The organism is Paenibacillus sp. LK1 (assembly GCF_002750415.1).
GTDB lineage: Bacteria > Bacillota > Bacilli > Paenibacillales > Paenibacillaceae > Paenibacillus > Paenibacillus taichungensis.
Genome location: NZ_PEII01000015.1, coordinates 1 through 18065, shown reverse-complemented (window position 1 = coordinate 18065; position 18065 = coordinate 1). Strand labels below are relative to the sequence as shown.

General features: G+C 46.9%; 14 protein-coding genes and 1 riboswitch. Of the genes, 10 read left to right on the top strand and 4 right to left on the bottom strand.

What is annotated here, in order from left to right:
* Positions 1–8: 8 nt before the first annotated feature.
* From CS562_RS26930 to CS562_RS26920, 3 genes are read right to left on the bottom strand one after another with little or no spacing between them, the layout of a single operon-like run.
* Positions 9–245, bottom strand: coding sequence for a hypothetical protein (locus CS562_RS26930; protein ID WP_099858728.1), 237 nt, complete (start codon positions 243–245; stop codon positions 9–11).
* Between the two features lie 5 nt (positions 246–250).
* On the bottom strand, positions 251–1453 hold the full coding sequence (locus CS562_RS26925) for a Ger(x)C family spore germination protein (RefSeq protein ID WP_099858727.1): 1203 nt from the start codon (positions 1451–1453) through the stop codon (positions 251–253).
* Positions 1454–1471: 18 nt separating this feature from the next.
* Positions 1472–2983 carry a spore germination protein gene (locus CS562_RS26920; protein WP_099858726.1) on the bottom strand — a complete coding sequence of 504 codons (1512 nt, stop codon included), beginning with the start codon at positions 2981–2983 and terminating at the stop codon, positions 1472–1474.
* 177 nt (positions 2984–3160) lie between these two features.
* Here CS562_RS26920 and CS562_RS26915 point away from each other — a divergent pair, with 177 nt between their 5' ends.
* Positions 3161–4474 carry an MFS transporter gene (locus tag CS562_RS26915; RefSeq protein WP_099858725.1) on the top strand — a complete coding sequence of 438 codons (1314 nt, stop codon included), beginning with the start codon at positions 3161–3163 and terminating at the stop codon, positions 4472–4474.
* 143 nt (positions 4475–4617) lie between these two features.
* On the opposite strand, the gene CS562_RS26910 is transcribed toward CS562_RS26915, so the two are convergent.
* Positions 4618–5262, bottom strand: coding sequence for a DedA family protein (locus tag CS562_RS26910; RefSeq protein WP_076292229.1), 645 nt, complete (start codon positions 5260–5262; stop codon positions 4618–4620).
* A 245-nt stretch (positions 5263–5507) separates the two neighbouring features.
* Between CS562_RS26910 and CS562_RS26905 the strand changes: the two genes are divergently transcribed.
* From CS562_RS26905 to CS562_RS26865, 9 genes are all read left to right on the top strand, one after another.
* Positions 5508–6776 carry a polysaccharide deacetylase family protein gene (locus CS562_RS26905; RefSeq protein WP_099858724.1) on the top strand — a complete coding sequence of 423 codons (1269 nt, stop codon included), beginning with the start codon at positions 5508–5510 and terminating at the stop codon, positions 6774–6776.
* 103 nt (positions 6777–6879) lie between these two features.
* Entirely contained in the window at positions 6880–7869 is a 990-nt protein-coding gene (locus CS562_RS26900; RefSeq protein WP_099858723.1) for an AAA family ATPase, read from the top strand.
* A complete protein-coding gene (locus CS562_RS26895) occupies positions 7866–9230 on the top strand; it encodes a DUF58 domain-containing protein (RefSeq protein ID WP_099858722.1) in 1365 nt (454 codons plus the stop codon). Before CS562_RS26900 ends, CS562_RS26895 begins: the two co-directional genes overlap by 4 nt.
* Positions 9217–11580, top strand: a complete 2364-nt coding sequence (locus tag CS562_RS26890; RefSeq protein WP_099858721.1) for a transglutaminase TgpA family protein — start codon at positions 9217–9219, stop codon at positions 11578–11580. Before CS562_RS26895 ends, CS562_RS26890 begins: the two co-directional genes overlap by 14 nt.
* Positions 11581–11897: 317 nt before the next feature.
* A complete protein-coding gene (gene guaA / locus CS562_RS26885) occupies positions 11898–13436 on the top strand; it encodes a glutamine-hydrolyzing GMP synthase (protein ID WP_099858720.1) in 1539 nt (512 codons plus the stop codon).
* A 176-nt stretch (positions 13437–13612) separates the two neighbouring features.
* Positions 13613–14653: a leucine-rich repeat domain-containing protein gene (locus CS562_RS26880; protein WP_099858719.1), complete on the top strand. Its 1041-nt coding sequence runs from the start codon at positions 13613–13615 to the stop codon at positions 14651–14653.
* Positions 14654–14749: 96 nt separating this feature from the next.
* The gene (locus CS562_RS26875) at positions 14750–15001 is read left to right on the top strand and encodes a hypothetical protein (protein ID WP_099858718.1); all 252 of its coding nucleotides are present in this window, start codon (positions 14750–14752) and stop codon (positions 14999–15001) included.
* Positions 15002–15379: 378 nt separating this feature from the next.
* A riboswitch (purine riboswitch) is annotated at positions 15380–15479 on the top strand.
* A 188-nt stretch (positions 15480–15667) separates the two neighbouring features.
* Positions 15668–17044, top strand: a complete 1377-nt coding sequence (locus CS562_RS26870) for an NCS2 family permease (RefSeq protein ID WP_099858717.1) — start codon at positions 15668–15670, stop codon at positions 17042–17044.
* 236 nt (positions 17045–17280) lie between these two features.
* Positions 17281–17670, top strand: coding sequence for a hypothetical protein (locus CS562_RS26865; RefSeq protein ID WP_090904339.1), 390 nt, complete (start codon positions 17281–17283; stop codon positions 17668–17670).
* The last annotated feature ends 395 nt before the right edge of the window (positions 17671–18065 follow it).

Sequence of the window (18065 nt, the reverse complement as noted above, 5' to 3'; positions counted from 1 at the left end):
CCTTTTTCCTAAGTTCCAGTCAAATGTGCCAGAAATTGATTTACAGGTTCATAGATCCATATGATGAGATAAAGTGGGCTTGGGATTTCCCACAGGTTGGCCGCAAAGACACTGAGAATGGTAGCCAAGAGCAGTAAGACACTGTAAACAGCCGTTTCTTTCCATTCCTTGCGACGTATGAGCCCAGGCAGATCGTACCATCCAATGAGCCCTGCAGTCACAACTACACTAAGTGTAAGTAACACCTGTCTCACTCCCTAATTTGATCTCTGAATGAATCATCCAACGTGCCTACACGTTTGATTTGCACATTAACTTTGTAATCGACATCCAGATCTTCTAGATAGTGATCCCAATCCTTCTCCACCTTTTTGAAGAACTTGGGATCAGCGTGATAGACCTCCTGCCCGAATCCGAAAATATCGACGTGAAATTTTCGCTGTACTGACTTGACGGATGTTTGCATCAGATTTACGAGCCGTTCCTCACTGTCTCGTTCCAATTGCTTGAGTACTTCCATTGATCCTATTTTGATTCTACATTCCACTGCACCTATAGATGATACGTTTTTCATTTTGATGTTGATTACAGGATGTCCGGCAACGACTTTTGCACTCCGTTTGGTCGTTGTGCGGAGTGCTTTAAAGGTCACATATCCGTCTTTGCGACAAGGCAGATGACTGATGGTGGATACTACATTGTTTCGAATGTAGTTATACCCCTTGGATTCATCCTCCGTTAGCCAGCCAATCAGCTTATCTCCTCTGAATACAGACAGCCCGGTGGAATTCAGTCGGGCAGGAGCCTTAATAGTTGCAATATTTTCTTGATTTCCGCTTTTCTCCGGATTGCCAACAACCTCTACACCGGTAATCACAGGCTGTATTCCGGGAGACAAAATATATTCCATTAACTGATCGCCGGTTACAGTTGTTGTCGGTGACCAAGTCTTGGTGGAGACATCCAATGAATTGAACATTTTCTCCGCAGGTAAGTTTTCAAGAGGTGTCATCACGTCAAGCACTTTGGAAGCCGTTGTATTTCTGGCCACCATGACGTAATAGTCAGGCCGAACTGTAGGTTCCCGCATTAGAGCTTCGGTCACATCATAAATCCCGACTTTGCGGGCGTATTCTTCGCCATATACGAGAATTCGTATGTGCGCCATAAAGATACGACGTGGGCTTGACTCTGTCAGTTTCTGAATGGCTTCAAACAGCGTTGGGGCAGAAGCCTGATACTGAGTCACAGGGGTTCCCTTGCCTCCCCCAGATTTGGAGGATACTTCACTAGGGACAACCACTTGAGCACTCACTTTAATCATGTCACCATCCTTGTCCACACCCAGTCCCAGCATAATACCGAGTTCATTGAGTTCCTGGCGATCCCAGCATCCGGTAAGGAGAGGGAGCAGAACGGCAAAGGACAGAATTAATTGTAGGCATTTGTTCATACACGTTCTCCTTACCGATTATCGCTTCGTTTTTTTGTCAGCTTGTCTGGTTTCATTCGCAGTCCCGGTAGAAAGCGGACGTGTCTTCATCCGGGCCCAAGGCACGCGGAAGATGGTATCTTTGAGATCTTTCCCAATGTAAGGTGCGAATGGGGACATATAAGACACACCGAAAGATCTTAAACTGCATAAATGGGTTACCGTAATCAGCAGAACCATCAGAATTCCGTAGAAACCAAAGGCGGCAGCCAGAATCATCAGGACAAATCGCAGAATCCGTACAGAAATGGATAATCCATTTTCTGGAATAACATAACTAGATATCGCTGTAATGGATACGATAATAACCATGGCAGCCGATACAACGCCTGCATCTACCGCCGCTTGACCAATAACAAGGGTACCCACAATGGAAACAGCCTGACCGACCGTTTTCGGAATCCGTATGCCAGCTTCCCGCAAAATTTCATAGGTCAACTCCATTAAGATGGCTTCAATAAATGCCGGGAATGGAACGCCTTCACGCTGCGCTGCCAAACTGATAAGTAGGTTGGTAGGCAGCATCTCTTGATGAAAGGTTGTAATGGCAATATAAAAGGATGGAGCGAGCAGCGCGATAAAGAAGGCCAAGTAACGAATCATTCGAATTAATGAGCTAATATCGGCCCGCTGGTAGTAGTCTTCGGGAGACTGAAAGAAATGAACAAACAGGGCTGGGACAAGCAGTACGAATGGAGTACCGTCTATAATGATTGCTACCCGACCTTCAAGCAGTGCAGCACATACGGTGTCCGGTCGCTCGCTGTTATAGACCGTAGGGAAGATCGTACCTGTTTTGTCTTGCACAAGTTCTTCGATATATCCGCTTTCCAGAATAGCGTCAATATCAATCTCATCAAGTCTGCGCCGCAGTTCTTTTACAACCTCTTGATCGACGATATGCTCCAGATATACTACGGCAACCCTAGTGTTGGAAACTCGGCCAATCTCCCTTTCTTCAATCCAAAGATGGGGGTCTCGAATTCGTTTGCGTATCAAGCCTGTATTCGTACGCAAATTTTCATTAAAGCCTTCCATAGGTCCTCGAACAACCGTCTGGGAAATCGGTTCACCGACGGCACGATCTTCCCATCCTGCTGCTGCAATTTTCAGGCCTTGATTGGAGCCTTCTAGGAGTACAACGGCAAAGCCCGCCAGAAGGGCATCAAGAACGTCTTTTATCTCATTGATTAGTACTACATTGCTGGCGACCAAGACATCATTCTGGAGATAGCTCAAATGCTCGTTATCCGCCGAAAAGTCAGGCAGTTCACGGGTCTGTAACAAGGGTTCGAGGATGGAATGATTCACAATCTGCACGTCTACCATCCCATCGATGTACAACATGACAGAAGGCCATTTGTGCAAACACTGCAGAGGACGAATCATCAAGTCTTTGCTGTTCCCCATTACTTTCTTGCAATAATCCGTATTCTCCGTAAGATTCGGAGATATTCTCTGACCCTGGCTGCTCTGCGTTGCAGTACTCATTCCTTCACCCCTTATACACCCTATATTTGCAAATTAGTATGACCTGGATGAATCAGGATTATCACAAAAGCGTTATTGAATATCCCAAAAAATAAAAAAAGAATATTGTTAATTCTTTTATATTAGAATATTATCTAATTAGATTAATATCTAATGTAAAAGAAAAGAGGATTTGTCATGTTGTTTAGATCGTCCATTCTGATTTTGCTACAAAAAGAATCGGAGTACCGCAAGTTCTTTGTTGCGGGATTAGTGAACGGCATAGGTGACCGTTTCTGTCAGGTAGCCATGCTTTCGTTAATTCTCAGCACAACAGGATCTGGACTTGCTGTAGGACTGGCCCTTGGTCTGCGTGTGCTTCCATTTCTGTTGCTTGCTCCTGCAGGCGGCTTGTTAATCATGCGTTTCTCACGGCGGAAGATTATGCTGTTTACCAATTTGATAAGGGTGCCTCTTGCTCTGAGCTATTTACTCGTAGATAGTGCAGATGATTTGTGGATTCTATATACCGCGAGTACTTTACTAGCCTGTGCTGAGGCTCTCTATGCGCCGGTACGCAAATCAGGTATACCACTGCTTGTACAGCCGGAACATTTGCTCAAAATTAACGGACTTGAACAGGTAATGAATGGTACGGTGCTGATCGTAGGTGCCTTTCTTGGGGGAATCACCTCATCAGTCATGGGGCCGCAGGCTGCGTTTATAACCAATGCGGTGTGCTTTTTGATGGCTGCTGTTTTGATCCGAAAAGTCTCGTTTCCATCCAGAATGGGTACGGAATCAAATGAGATATCACTTGAAAGTATGGAGAGATCAGCCACAGCAGCTTCTGGTAAATCTTCAGTGATTACTCGTACCAAAGGTGCAGATCATGTTCCTTCGGTGATATGGAGGCTGGTTCGATCCTCTGTAGCATTACAGATTATCATCCTATTCGAGTTATGGGTACCTGTCATCAACGGGATTGATAATGTATTGATCAGTGTTTATGCAATTGAAGTATTTTCCCTTGGGGATTGGGGTGTAGGTCTGTTCTATGCGGCGCTTGGGACAGGGCTGGTATTAAGCAACTGGTACTCTCGTTATTTTCAGCATTGGCTGCTTCCGGGAGTAGTCCTGTGTCTACTTGTGGAAGGGGGATTACTTATGCTGCTTAGTGTGGTGACTCTGCCAGTGATCGCAGTGCTAATTTATATTCTGCTGGCCCTTATGTCAGGAGTAGGCAATGCTTGTCTGGATACATTGCTGATGAATGAAACACCTGAGAAATACCGAGGGCTCATCTATGGCTTGGTGACGGCTTGCAGTAGTACCATGCTGGGGTTATCCATGTTTGGTGCGGGTTTGTTATTAGAAGTGGTGGAGCCACGGAAGCTTGGTTTTGCAGGCGGATTGGGTTTTGCGGTCATTGCTGTTTTGCTTACAACCTATGGATGGTTAAGGGCGCGTGAGGTTTTTAACATTAGACGTATAAGCAAAAGAAGAACATAAAAAAGGAGCCGCGATATGCAGCTCCTTGCTATTATCAGAAACAGAAAATATAACCTGAGGTTCCACACGGCACAAAAATCTCTGAGCTAAATGTGTCTGAATCCAACCATTGATATCATCGATTAATATGTGAGTGCTGTCGTTTATTTTTGTCTTTGCCGAATAGCGGCAGGTTTGCGCAACGATCGAGCTACCCACGCTTTTCGATAACGGTACAGTACGGCTGCAATCAGCAGCAGTCCGATCCCCGCCACGATGTATGGTGCATATTGATGAACAAGCTGAAACACAGCGTTCCATTGCGGTCCAAATATTTTGCCGATGCCTAGGAACAGCATGACCCAGAACAGTGCGCCTGAATAGGCATAGAGAGCGAATTTACGAAAGGGAACAGCAGCTATACCCGCGAAATATCCGGTGAAATGTCTCACTCCCGGAATGAAATAACCGATGAAGATCAGGGCATTACCGTACTTAGCAAACCACTTTTGCGTTTTATCCAGCTTGTCCTGTTTCATCAGAAACCATTTGCCATATCGTGTAATGAACGGTAGACCTGCTTTGGCCCCAATAAAATAAGTGATCGTCATGCCAATCGTCGTTCCCAGAAAAGCAAGGATGGCAAGTATTCCAAAGTCCAGATGACCCTTGTAGGACAGAAATCCTGCATAAGCCATAGTCGTTTCTCCCGGGAAGGGAAGGGCGATGAATTCCAGCAATAAACCAAAAAACAAAACGCTGTATCCGTAGGATCCAAACAGATGCTGGACCTTCTCAAGCAATTCCAATAGACTTCACTCTCCTGCAGACAGGGTGGGAGGAGATGCTTACTCTCCAAGGAGTTTTGTTCACGATCCTACCTGTCCATTATGCTACCTAATCCGAAGCCAAGAATCAATCGCGAGCCATCCCCAATTGTGAAAAATTATAAAACAAAATCGCGTCTTTTTTCAGTGCGTCCTCCATATAATTCTAACAAATCTGCTGAAGTCTATCAGCAAATTCACTAGAGACGTTGGAGGTCGATTCGTACATGTTAACGCCAATACATACATTATTATCTGGAAAATGGTCTGTACTAATACTTCGCATAGTTGTACTGCTGTGTGTATTCGCTGCATCGGCAGGCACAACTTACGCTTCCTCTGTATCGGGGTCTGATGCACCGGCCTCCAAAGAAGAGAATCCTCAAGATAAGGTAGTCTATTTGAGTTTTGACGATGGACCGGGTAACCATACCCGTGAAGTATTGGATATTTTGCGCAAGGAACAGGTTTTGGCTACATTTTTTGTGCTCGGAGAGCAGGCAGAACGTTATCCTGAGATGATCCGTGCGGTTGTGGAAGATGGACATGCATTGGGCAATCATACGTTTAATCATAATTATGAACAGCTATATAGTGATTTCAAAGTGTTCTGGAAGCAGATCAAACAGACAGAGTCAGTCGTAGAACGAATTACCGGATTTAGACCGAATCTGGTCCGGGCACCGGGCGGTACCTACGGACATTTTGATAAGAGTTATTTTGATCTGCTGAAATTGGGCGGGTACACCGTTATGGACTGGAACGTAGACAGTGGTGATTCCAAACGGAAGGGTGTTCCAGCCAAAGAAATCTTACGCAATGCGACCAAGGTGCCTGCCGGAGCACGTTCGGTCATTGTATTGATGCATGATGGAGGAGCTCATGCCGAGACGGTAAAAGCACTACCTGGCATTATCAAGTATTACAGCGATCAGGGATTTCGTTTTGAAACGATGAAGGCCTCGGATGAGCCTGTTCAATTCCGAACCGATTCCAATGGTAAATACAAGTCTCGCAAAGCCCCGAGTAAGGAATGGATCGCAGAAAATGTACAAGAGAACAGCAACCTGTGGTTGGCCGGCAAGGAACTGAAGGTGGAAATTGGATTGGCAGCAGCCACATTGAAGCAAGGAGAATTTCGCGTGGAAGATCAGCGGATCATGGTGCCTCTGCGGACCTTTATGAAAAAGTTCGGTGGTAGCGCTCGTTGGAATGCAGAGACCCGAACAGCCACAGCCGTATGGAAAGACCGAACCATCCATGCAGACAGTGTCAGCGGAGATCTGACAACGAAACGTTCAGACCAGTTGAATGACAGAACAACAGAGGGAGTCGTGCAGAGTCAGGGGGGAACGATCTGGGTTCCGCTGCGTGAATTGATGGAGCATATGGGAGTAACCGTTGATTCACTAAAGGCGAATGAAAAGGAATGGATGGTTAAAGCCAGCGTTCCTCTAGCAGCAGCTAACAGCATGTATTTGGATAAATTGATCTGAATAAAGTCGTTCGTACAGGACTATTCTCTCTACTTCCGGGCAACACTGAATCATAGATTAGTATGGTTCAGGAATGCCGATGGATGGAAGGAGATTAGAAGATATGTCTTATATCCGAATGGAACATGAACATGCTGTAGAATTGCTGAATAGAGTTATGAAGCGAGTTGAAAGTGTGATCATAGGCAAAAAACAAGAGATTCGTTATGTGTTAACTGCAATGCTGAGTGGAGGTCATGTACTTCTGGAAGATGTACCGGGTACCGGCAAAACGATGCTGGTTCGCGCCGTCGCTTCTGCACTGGATTGCTCCATGGGACGAATTCAGTTCACGTCGGATGTGATGCCGGCAGATGTGACGGGCACGTCGATGTATCATCCGCATACGGGAGAATTTAAGTTTCGACCAGGACCCGTCATGTCCAATATTGTGCTGGCCGATGAAATCAATCGCGCTTCCCCCCGCACTCAGTCAGCACTTCTGGAAGCGATGGAGGAACGGCGCGTTACGGTGGATGGCACAACCTATGCTTTGCCGCGCCCATTCTTTTTGCTGGCGACGCAGAATCCGTTGCAGTTTGAGGGCACTTATCGTTTGCCTGAAGCGCAGCTGGATCGTTTTATCATGAAGATTGGACTGGGGTATCCTGATCCGGAGCAGGAAGTCGAACTGTTAACCCGGATGCAAAGCAGAGAACTGCTTGATGAACTTCGCCCTGTCATGCTTGCTGAAGAAGTCGTAGCCATGCAGCGTGAAGTAAAACATGTACATGTGGACTCTGTTGTCAAACAGTATCTGGTTGCTGTTGCCGTTGCCTCCAGAACTCACCCTGCGGTAAGACTGGGTATCAGCCCGCGCGGAACATTGGCCTGGATGGCCGCTGCACAATCGTTTGCTTACCTGCAAGGACGCAGTTATGTCATTCCCGATGATGTGAAAGAGATGGCTGTGCCTGTCCTATCCCATCGCGTTCAATTGAAATCCCAGAACAGAGCTGAAATCTGGGCACAGGCGCAGGTGATTCAGGAAGCTCTGTCATCGGTTCCTGTACCTGTACAGATGGCGGCACAGGGAAGGGGACGGCGTCAATGACTGCGCTGGGTCAACGGATGTTGGGTGCTGTCCTGGTCATAGTTTTTGCCTCTTTGTATGTATGGCATGGCGGCAAGGCCGCGCTTTTTCTATCCATTATGGCAGCCTTGATGCTCGCAAGCGCACTGATTATCCATTTTCTCGGTCCGCGCAATATTAACATTCGGCGGCAAATGCATGCGAATCGGGTTGTGGCAGGCGAAAGAACGCGAGTGGCCGTGGAACTGAAATTCGACTGCCCGATTCCACTGTTATGGATCATTCTGTGTGAGAATACACCTGCCGGTGTACACCGTAAGTTACTATTTCCGGGAACCCGTCGCCAGTTTACGTATCAATATGAATTATCGGGTTTGCGCAGAGGTGTATACAGATGGGAATCAAGCAGATTGTACTGGGGTGATGTTTTCGGATGGAATACGGTCTCCGCAGAGACTGTGAATCATACCTCGCTCATTGTTGTTCCCCAAGCAGCGGAATGGGGTGAGAATAATCCCGGAGAATACTCGGCAGTGGGAGAAGATGCACTGTCTGAGCGAAGAAGCAGTCAAGGGAATCGCAGTCCTGAGTTCCGGGAATATCAGCAAGGAGACCCGCTGGGGCGTGTTCATTGGAAAAGCACAGCCAAAACGGGTCGACTTCAGACTTTTTTGCCTGAAACCTCTGATTCTGTCTCGCTGGGTATACTGGTGTATGAAGGCGCATCCGGTTATGAAGTGCGGCAGTCAGAGAAGAGGGATATGCCCGCTTTTGAACGTGTAGTCCGTGCAGCTGCCCGTTGGATTCATACCGCTGAACGTGACAACATTCCTTATCAACTGTGGACCGAAGGTGGTGGGTCAGGATATGCTCATCAGGAGAAATGGCAGCAAGAACTCCTGCACTCGCCTGAAAATCATGCGCTGGACAAGCTGGCTCAGGCGCGAATTTCCGCGCCTCAAGCTGTATCTCCATCGCTTCGTACAGAGATGTTGGATAGAATGGCGATCGGCTCACGAATTGTGATCCTCACTGGCAAAATGGATGACGCTTTGGTGGAGTGGGTAATGTGTGCAATCGGGTTGGGATACAGGGTAGAGGTTCAGTTAACGGAGTTCATAGCAGGAGAAGGTTCATTACCTATATCGCGAGCGGAATCACTCAGCAGCCATATGGCTCAGAAGCGAGGACATCATGTTGATGCGGCAGATACCTCTGTAGCTGTAGCAACAGCACAGTCCATTGCAACAGATCAAACTATTCGTGAAATGGACAATGAAAGTGTGGAACAACTTCGTCAAAGTGGAGTACAGATCCATTGGATTACAGACGGCTCTTTACCTTCAATGAGAAAGGCGGAGGTAACGGATGTGGGAGCATAATGGAAACTCTCAAGCGAATTCCACTGTGGCTGACCGGAGGCACACCGCAAGTTTGGGGTTAGAGTCTGTGCATTCCATATATAAAGCTGAAACCAGGACATCTGGAGTAGATTTAAAGAGTCCTGGCTACAGTTCGGAGCCTCTCCTTTACAGAATCGGTCTTTCTGCCATTTTGCTTATATTGTCCATGGAGTGGATTTATCCGGTTACGTCAACGGGTCAGCAGGGCAGTGAACGATTCTTATCCGTGATGGCAGGATTAACGGGGGCCTTGCTGCTCGCGGGGTTGCTTCGTACGGGTTGGATTACGGGAATACTGATTAGACTCTTCATTGCTCTAGCCGCATTATGTTGCATGTATGGAGGTAATGACCTTGCTGGATGGGCAGTTACCTATCCGACCACTCTTTCTGCCGATATGGGCAGTTTCATGAGTACGTGGCGTTTTCACTCGATTAGTGTGGAGACAAGAGGTCTGCTCATGATGTGCGGTTGGAGCATGCTGATGGCTTCCGTGCAGTCACTGGTACTGCTGCGACGAAGTGTGATGCTTTTTGGCAGTGCAACATTGGTCTATCTACTGCTGCTTGAATCCTTTGCCGGGCTGGATGTATATGCTTCCGTGATACGTTCTGTGTTGTGGATTCTACTCATTCAGGCCATGTTACAGTTGCTTCGCCTTAATGGCGGGGTCACCACACCGATCTTTAAGCAGAGTCCCTATGGCCGTTGGTCTGCGGTAACGCTTGCGGTGTCGACAGGCATGGTACTTTTCTCAGCAATCCCTGGTCAGCTTGCCACTATTCCTCCACCGGAACGTATTTCACTTGAGCAGATGGGTGAGCGTTTGGCCCGCTGGGCAGGCTATACACAGCACGGAAGTATTCCTGCAACAACTGCCGTCACAGGATACAGTACAGCTGATGCACCAATGGGCGCACCTTTGGTGCAGGGAGACACGATTTTTTTCACGGCAAAAAGTCCGGAAGTTACGTATTGGCGGGGCGAGACCCGTTCATATTATAACGGAAGCACCTGGAGTGATCCTGTGCAGAGCTTTGAGACGACAAGTCCATCCGGATTGGTGCGTACCGACGGTTGGGAGTACCCAGCCTATTGGCAACGTATTCGTCAAACGGTAACGATGAAGCGAGAGTGGAGAGGACCCAATCCCCTCTTCACAGGTGGAATGCCACTCAATCTGTCGTTCCAGGATAAGAATAGTGATAATCAGAAGAATAGACGTTTACTGCTATCAAATGAAGACTCCGCAACGTTATGGCTCGCGGCTAATTATGACAATCAAACTGTCAAAAGTTATACGGCAGATGTCATGATTCCCGTGGCAACACCTGAACAACTTCGCCTTCTGGGAAAGATGTCCAACATGAAAGATCCGGCGGCAATTCGCAGAACGTATCTGCAGCTACCAACTACGCTTCCAGGACGCGTGCAGGCTCTTGCCAAGGATATCATTCAGGGGAGTGAGACCCGTTATGATGCCGTGCAGGCTGTAAAAACTTACCTTGCCGACCACGCCGAATATACGCTGGATACCCGTATGCCGCCACGCGGAACTGATTTTGTAGATGATTTTCTATTCGTTACACGGCAGGGATACTGCAATCATTTCTCGACAGCTATGATTGTGCTGCTACGTGCAGAGGGCATTCCGGCACGCTGGGTTAAGGGATTCGGACCCGGGGAAGCCGATGCGGACGTCTCGGGGCAATACATTGTGACCCAGGGAGATGCACACTCCTGGGTAGAAGTGTATTTTCCAGGCGCGGGTTGGATGCCGTTCGAGGCTACGCCAGGCTTCACCATGACGCAGGGTGAAGGCCAAGACGCCGCTGCGCTCAGCGGGCAGCAGCCCGTTGCCGTAACCCCGCCGCAGACGGACGGCGGGGTGGCTCACGCGGGCGCATGGCTACTCGCCCGCGCTCGGGCCATTGCGGCGCACCCATGGCTCGCGGCAGCCCTTGCGGCAGCGGCGCTGCTGTGCGCCGCCGGGGCCATCCGCATGCGGCGGCTTCGCCCCGCGCTGCGGCTAAGGCTGCTGCTGGCGTGGCCGCGCAGCAGCTTTCCGGACCGCGAGCGGCTGCTCAGCGCCGCCGCTCCGGTCTGGGCCGCGCTCGCGCGCCGTTACGGCCCGCGGCCGCCGGGAATGACGCTGCGTGAATATGCAGCGTCTCCCGCCGTGGCCGCAGGCACGGACGGCGCGGACATCGCGCGGTTCGCAGCCGACTGGGAACGGCTGCTGTACGGGCCGGACCGTCCGCTGCGCGCGGACAGTCTGGACTTCCTGCGCCGGGCACTTCATCTGGCCCGGCGCATGCAGGCGCTGTAACACGAAGTACAGCGCAGCGCTAAACATAGGACGCCTTTCTCGCCCCTAAAGCGAACGAGGCGTCTTTCCACGATCATATACTATGAGCTTCCATGCAGAAGATCTCTTTTATGCTGAAAATAATGTATTAACCCTTTTCTTATATTTCCGATCGGAAAATATATAGAATAGAGGCGAGAACATTCGACCGAATACCGTAATCTCAGGCGTTGAAAATGCCATGTTTTGAGATGTCGAAAAAAGGAGTTTCGCCTTTCCTTGACGGTATGTTTTGTCGTTGCGTATAATTAGTTTCATTAATTGAGGGAGGCTCGGTAATGAATAAGCAAAATGAAATAGTGGTTGTCCTTGACTTTGGGGGCCAATACAACCAGTTAATCGCCAGAAGAATCCGGGATCTGGGCGTATACAGCGAGCTTTTGCCGTATAACACACCGGCTGAGAAAATCGCAGAATTATCACCAAAGGGAATCGTGTTCTCGGGTGGACCATCTAGTGTTTACGCAGAAAATGCACCACACGTAGATCCGGCCGTTTATGATCTGGGATTGCCAATCTTCGGAATTTGTTATGGAATGCAGCTTATGGCGCAACAGCTTGATGGTAAAGTGGAGCGTTCTGAGAAGCGTGAGTACGGTAAAGCGGATATTGAGTTTGCACCAGGTGCTGCTCTTGCACAAGGTATCGAAGGTGAACATACGGTATGGATGAGTCATGGTGACCACGTGGTTGCTCTTCCTGCTGGATTCAAACTGGATGCAGGCACGGAAAGTGCGCCAATCGCAGCAATGAGTAACGATGAGCGCAAATTGTATGCTGTTCAGTTCCATCCAGAAGTACGCCACTCTGTTCGCGGTAATGAAATGATCAAAAACTTCCTGTACGAAATCTGTGGTTGTGAAGGCAACTGGAGCATGGAGACGTTCATCGAAGATACGATCAAAGATATTCGTGAAAAAGTGGGCGACGGTAAAGTATTGTGCGCACTTAGCGGCGGTGTAGATTCTTCCGTTGTGGCTGCATTGCTTCACAAAGCCATCGGTGACCAACTGACATGTATGTTTATCGACCATGGTCTGCTGCGCAAAGGCGAAGCGGAGAGCGTAATGGAGACGTTCGTCGGCAAATTCGACATGAAAGTTGTCAAAATTGATGCACAAGAGCGTTTCCTGTCCAAATTGGCAGGAGTGGATGATCCGGAACAAAAACGTAAAATCATCGGTAACGAGTTTATTTACGTATTTGACGAAGAGTCCAAGCAGTTTGATGATTTTGAATTCCTGGCGCAAGGTACACTGTACACGGATATCGTGGAAAGTGGCACAGCGACAGCTCAAACCATCAAATCCCACCACAATGTGGGCGGATTGCCTGAGGACATGAACTTCAAGCTGATTGAACCACTGAGTGCTTTGTTCAAAGACGAAGTGCGTAAAGTCGGCGAAGAGTGCGGTCTGCCAGAAGCAATCGTATGGCGTCAGCCATTCCCAGGTCCGGGTCTTGCTATCCGTGTACTTGGCGAAGTGACTGAGGACAAGCTCAAAATCGTTCGTGATTCGGACTACATCCTGCGCGAGGAGATTGCCAAAGCCGGTCTTGATCGTGAAATTTGGCAATACTTTACAGCCTTGCCTAACATGAAGAGTGTTGGGGTTATGGGTGACGCGCGTACGTATTCCTACACTGTAGGTATCCGTGCCGTAACGTCCATCGATGGTATGACAGCTGACTGGGCGCGTATCCCTTGGGACGTATTGGAGAAAATCTCCGTGCGGATCGTTAACGAAGTGGACAACGTAAACCGTATCGTGTATGACGTAACTTCCAAACCACCAGCAACGATTGAGTGGGAATAGAAGTTATCTATACAGATTTAATAATAAGAGATCGGAGTTTCCGTCAAAGGAGCTTCGGTCTCTTTTTTTTCATTTTGTGTTTGCACCAGACGTTATTTATACTTTGATTTATGATAATGATGGACCATCCAATAGATTAACGAAGAAGAACACTCTGTAAGGAGGAACTATAGCGGATGAAGGAAAGAATCGAACTCAACCCAGGATGGACTCATGAAGAGGTTGCTGCACTTGCGGCTCGTCCTGTACTAAAGATTGTTCAATACAGCGAACACAATATCCCGGATGTAAACCTGATGCAGACATTGAATGAGGAGCTGTTTGCAAACAGACCAGATGTTACTTTTCGTATATATGGCTTTTATTCGCAATCTGGCGACTTGTCTGTTTTAAAATATATGAACCATGTAGAAAAGCTTGTAATTGACTGCAATAGACGTGTTCACGGGATTGAGGCCTTAGGTGCATTACCAGGGCTGAAAGAGTTTGCTTTTGACGTATTTGAAGCGGAGTCTCTTGATGTATTGGCGCTTGTACCTACCACTGTACAGCAGCTCCGCATCGGTAAAACCAAAACGAAGAAAACGGATTTGTCCGTACTTAACCGCTTTACTGAGCTTGAAACGCTGAGTGTGAATGGTCATACAACTAACATCGAAACGATCGGAACGTTGTCATCACTCCGGTCCCTCTATATTTCGGGAATGCCATTAAAGGAATTGGGATACTTAAAAGATGTAACGGATTTGAGCGAACTTCATCTCAGTTTTGGTGGAGCAGAGAATCTGGATAGCCTTGCGGAAGTGAAATCCTTGCAATTGTTGAAGCTCCTAAGGGTGAAAGGATTATCAGATCTATCCGTATTGCCTGAACTGAAGGGATTGCGCTTATTAGGGATAGAGGACCAGCCGCATCTAACGAGTCTGCCTTCTCTTGAAAATCTGACTGAATTACAGCGTGTTTTCCTGAACAATGTGAATGTAGAGAGTATCGATTGGGCAAAGACTTCCAAAAGCCTGAAAGAGCTCGCTCTTTTGCAAATGAAACATATTACCGCCGAAGATATCGAATCCCTGATTCATCATAAATCATTGGAAAGAATGATCGTTCATTTGAAAAGTGCCAAACAGCAAAAAGTGGCGAAGCAGGCGATAATGGCAGCAGGCATGTGGGATGAGAGTGGATGGTGGTATAACGATAAATCTTTGAATATTTAATTCCTTTTTTAGGTTCATTTCAGATTGTTTTCATGTGAGGCTTGTACACTGAGTACAGAATACGGCTATATGGCAACTGAAAGGAGAATTGAATGTATGCGTAAAACCGACAATATGAGCAAATGGAAGATGGGCATTGGAAGTGCGTTTCTGATGGTGATGCTGGCAGGATGCGGCTCGGGTATGCAGGACTTGGCTCTTGGTGCGGGGGATTCTTCATTTGTGAATTTAGAGGCAGCAGATTCGTCTTCCGATCAAGCCCAGAATCAGGATTTGTCTGAAGGGTCAACGGCTAATACCGATCAGGAACAACAGCAGGTAAGGGGTGGACTTCAGACAGAAATGTAAGGACGTAGGACTTATCGTGTAAAAAATGATCTGGTGATCGTCGCAGCTTGCCCGTATACCTAAGCTAATGGATATTAAGAAACGTTATTCTCACCACATAACCATCTTCTAGAAGACCGATCAAGCTACCATAATCAAAGGGCATGTGCTTTGATTATGGTAGCTTTTTTAATGTTGTAGATGAAGAGAAAACTTGTGGCAAGATCGACATATACACATGAAAACGTAGTGTAAAACCAATTTTAATTTGGGTTGTAAACCGCTGAACTGGTTCATTTTGTTAAATAATACGAACGATTTATAAGTTGACTGAGGGTAATATTCGTTTTTATCATTGACAAACTAGAGGCATCCCTCCTAAAATAGTGATGGGAAACACACAAAAAACGCATACTACTTCGTATAATCCCGGGGATTGGCCTGGGAGTCTCTACGAGATCACCCTAATGATCTGGCTACGAAGAGGATAAGGCTGAGCACATGAATTCTACATGATTGCGTCGGGCATGACATCTCGCACATTAGAATTTTTTTGTTCTCCGCAATTGGCACCGTGCCACTCCTCGTTAGCTAAAACCCTGGGTGATATATTTCATCTTCAGGGGTATTTGTCGTTTTGTTGGTTTTTATATGGCTTCAACATCTCTAAGGGGGAGTTAGTGAATTATGGATCGTTTCTTTAAACTAAAAGAAAACGGAACGAACGTTAGAACGGAGATTGTTGCGGGTCTTACTACCTTTATGACAATGGCGTACATTCTTTTCGTAAACACGTTGTTCTTGGGATCGGCCGGAGCCGGTATGTCGGACAATGCAGTATTTTTTGCAACAGCCGTAGGTGCTGGTTTGATGACCATCATTATGGGATTGTTCGTTAACATTCCGATCGCCCTAGCACCAGGTATGGGTTTGAATGCTTACTTCATGACTGTAGTTCTGAGCTCCAACGGTGCGATTTCCTGGCAGGCAGCTCTGGGAGCTGTGTTCCTTTCAGGTATCGTGTTCATTATTCTGACTGTGACCAAAATCCGTCAAATGCTGCTCGTTGCAGTTCCAGACTCATTAAAAATGGCAATCACAGTTGGTATTGGTCTCTTTATTACCATTGTAGGTTTCAAACTGGCTAATCTGGTCGCTGTAACAGTTAATGTTGCACCTGATGCAGATCTGAGCCAACCGATTCCCGGCAGCAGTTTTAATCTGTCTTTGGGTAATTTCATCTCGCATCATGATGCATTACTGGCTCTGATTGGACTGTTCATTATCGCTATACTGATGGTTATGCGCGTCAAAGGTGCACTGCTAATCGGTATCATTGCCACAACGTTGATTGGTATCCCGATGGGAGTTACGAATCTCAGCGGTTTGTCCGGTGCAAGCTGGTTGCCTAACTTCAGCGATCTGGCGGTCGGACAACTGGACTTGAAGGGTGCAATTAGCCTTGGACTGTTTGAGATCATCTTCATCTTCACCTTTGTAGAGCTGTTTGACACATTCGGAACAATGGTGGGCACAGCAACACGAATGGGGATTATGAAGGATAAGAAAAAAGGCGAAAAAACAGTTGGTAAAGCAATGCTCGTCGATGCAGTGGGTGTAAGTGCAGGGGCTGCACTGGGTACAAGTACAATTACCGCTTTTGTTGAAAGTGCTTCTGGCGTCGAAGCTGGTGGACGTACAGGTTTAACCTCTGTAACGACAGGTATCCTGTTCATCCTGGCCTTGTTTATTGCTCCGCTGGCATTGGTTGTCCCGTCAGCTGCAACAGCTCCGGCATTGATCATCGTGGGTGTCTTGATGATGAGTCAGGTTCGCAGCATTGAATGGGATGACTTCCTGCAAGCTTTCCCGGCGTTCCTTACCATTGTATTGATGCCTTTCACTGGAGGGATTGCAAACGGGATTTCCGCAGGGATTGTATCCTATGTAATCTTGGCCGTGTTCGGTAATCTGGTTACGGAGCGCAAAGTAAAGGTCCACTGGCTTATGTGGATATTAGCTATCATTGTTATATGCCGATATGTATTTATCGGTGGAGAATAAAAGTTTGACTGAATGAATTGGGTCAAAGACTTATAATGTATTTCTTATTTATACAAATGAAAGAAGCGGAAGCCTTGGTACTTTAACGGGGCTTTCGCTTTTTTTGTTTCTTATATATGTAGCATGAAAATTAAAAGAAGGGACAGGAGACACTTTGAAATGTTCTACGTAGGGGATATTCTTGATCTGTGGGGGATCGGAATTGACTTTCTTCTATATATAAAGGAGGAACATACATGAGTTATGATTTAATGGTTTTTGATCCAGCCAAAGCTCCAGTTGATAAAACGTCGTTTATGAGATGGTATGGTGAGCAGACAAAATGGTCAGAGGACCATTCCTATTCAGACATTAAGGTGAGCTCAGAGCAGCTTCAACGCTTTTACGAAGAACTCATTCTTATATTTCCTTCCATGAATGTAGACGACGATGTGTTTGAAGCGATGGAAGAAGCGGGAACAGATAATCGATTAACAGAATACTCGCTAGGAAAAGAAGTGATTTATGCTGCATTCGCATGGTCTGTTGCGGAGGACGCCTATATAATGATGCGTGAGTTGGCAAGGAAGCATAACGTTGGTTTCTTTGATGTAAGCGGCTCGGATGGTGAGATCATCAGACCCTGATGTGTATACTTAAATAGCAAACTTGAAAAGATGCACTATGAGGATTACGTAGCAACATCTACATTTTATGAAAACGGGAGCGGAAATAACCGATCCTGTTTTTTAGTTCTATAAATGATTATGAATTGGACAAATAGGCATATCTGAGCGGATTGAAGTGAGTTAACAGCAAGCTGGATATAACCGGTTTGAAAGATATTCTACTATATATAATAGAAACTATTGTAATGTGAGAGAGTTGCTATTCTCCCGAGTTTGGAAAGGTAGTTGCTGCTGCGGGATGAGTATCTTGTAAAGTATAATGGGAGTAGGGAGGAAGAAGTAAAGCAATTATTAATAATTTAAAAATAAAGCTTGCATTCGAAATCTATACATGGTATATTCTAATTCCGGCC